The organism is Mesorhizobium sp. M2C.T.Ca.TU.002.02.1.1 (assembly GCF_003997225.1).
The window spans coordinates 1-1,962 of record NZ_RZTO01001007.1; the positions used below are offsets into that span (position 1 = coordinate 1).

Genomic DNA, 1,962 nt, shown 5'->3' on the forward strand with positions numbered 1-1,962 from the left:
TCGCAGCAAGAACAAAACAGGAACATTAGCAAGAGTCAAGGGCGAACGATCTTCACGTCTATGAAGTCAATAACACCCGCGCTCGATCGCCAACCGCCGCACCAGCGCCAGCACGGTGTCGATGGTCGGCGTCGGCTGGCCGGTGAGGCGGCCGAGTTCCTGCACGGCCGTGACCAGCGCGTCGATCTCCATCGGGCGGCCGCGCTCGAGGTCCTGCAGCATCGAGGTCTTGTGCTCGCCGACATCGCCGGCGCCCTTGATGCGCCGGTCGACGGGAATGAGGAAGCGCACGCCGAGGCGCTCGCCGATCGCCTGCGCTTCCAGCATCATGGCGCGGGCGACGGCGCGCGTGCCTTCGTCGGCGACGATTGCCGCAAGCGTGCTGCCGGTCAGCGCCGAAATGGGGTTGAGGGAAAGGTTGCCCCAAAGCTTCACCCAGATTTCCGAGCGGATGTCCTCGCGCACCGGCGCCTGCAGCCCGGCCTTGACCATTTCGCGCGCCAGCGCGGTGGCCCGCTCACTCTTTTCGCCGGAAGGCTCGCCCAGCGAAAAGCGCGTGCCTTCGACATGGCGGATCAGGCCGGGCGCATCGACCTCCACGGCCGGATAGACGACCGAGCCGATGACACGCTCCGGCCCGATGCGCTCCCAGATCGCGCCACCCGGATCGACCGCGTCGAGCCGTGTGCCCTCGAGCGCGCCGCCGGCCCCGTAAAAATACCACCATGGCACGCCGTTCTGCATGGTGACGACGGCTGTCCCCTCGCCCAGCAGCGGCGCGATCTGATCTAGCGCCGGCGCCAGCGAATGCGCCTTCAGCGCCAGCACGACATAATCCTGCACGCCGAGTTCATCGGCGCGGGCAGCGGCGCGGACCACGCCAACCGTTTCCTTGCCGTCCTCGATCAGGCGAAGGCCGTCGGCCTTGACCGCCTCCAGATGCGCGCCGCGCGCCACGACCGAAAGATCGACATTGCCGGCGATCGCCAGCTTGGCGGCAAGATAGCCGCCGATGGCGCCGGCGCCGAAGACCGTGATGCGCATCAGCCGAGCCCGAGCTTGGCCGCCAGCCCGATGCGCTGCAGCTTGCCGGTGGCGCCCTTCGGGATTTCATCGAGGATCACCACCTTGCGCGGCACCTTGAAATCGGCGAGCCGGGTCGACGCAAAGCCGCGGATGTCGGCCTCGCTGGCGCTCTGGCCTTCGCGCAGCACGACGGCGGATGCGACCTCTTCGCCGAGCTTGTCGTGCGGCATGGCGAAGGTGACGACCTGCGCCACCGCCGGATGATCCATCAGCACGTCATCGACCTCGAGCGGCGAGATCTTCTCGCCGCCGCGATTGATGATCTCCTTCAGCCGGCCGGTGACGCGCAGATAGTTGTCCTCGTCGAGCACGCCCTGGTCGCCGGTGTGGAACCAGCCATGGGCGAAGGCGCTGGCATTGGCGTCCGGGTTCTTTTCGTAGCCGGCGGTGACGTTGGGGCCGCGAATGACGATCTCGCCGATCTCGCCGGCTTTGAGCAGCCGCCCGTCCGGCGCCATGACGGCGACTTCCGGTCCGGCCGACGCGCCGACGCTGCCTGGCTTGCGCTGGCCGGGCGGCAGGCGGTTGGACGCCATCTGATGCGCGGCCTCGGTCATGCCATAGGCCTCGATCACCGGGCAGCCGAAGGTCTTCTCCAACTCGGCCATGACCTGCGCCGGCAATGACGCCGAGGAAGAGCGGATGAAGCGCAGCTTCGCCCCGGCAAGCTGCTCCGGATTGCGCGCGGCGCGCGGCAGGATCGCTTGGTGCATGGTGGGCACCGCGGTGTACCAGCTGGGTTTGGCCTCGGAGAGCCACTGGAAGAAACGCAGCGCATTGAAGCCCGGCGTGCAGAAGACGCTGCCGCCGGCGGCGAGCGAGGACAGCACCGCGGCAATCAGGCCGTGGATGTGGAACAGCGGCATGATGTTGAGG

2 protein-coding genes are annotated in these 1,962 nt (G+C 67.8%); both read right to left on the bottom strand.

Features of this window, described 5'->3' with window-relative positions:
* Positions 1 to 66: 66 nt before the first annotated feature.
* Entirely contained in the window at positions 67 to 1,044 is a 978-nt protein-coding gene (locus tag EOD07_RS32635; RefSeq protein ID WP_127238173.1) for a 2-dehydropantoate 2-reductase, read from the bottom strand.
* The coding region (locus EOD07_RS32640) for an AMP-binding protein (RefSeq protein WP_164772763.1) at positions 1,044 to 1,962 on the bottom strand (919 nt) is incomplete at its 5' end. The genes EOD07_RS32635 and EOD07_RS32640, both read right to left, overlap by 1 nt.

Coding starts and splice junctions, on each gene's coding strand:
- EOD07_RS32635 (WP_127238173.1), bottom strand. CDS start 1,044: ATGCGCATCACGGTCTTCGGCGCCGGCGCCATCGGCGGCTATCTTGCC.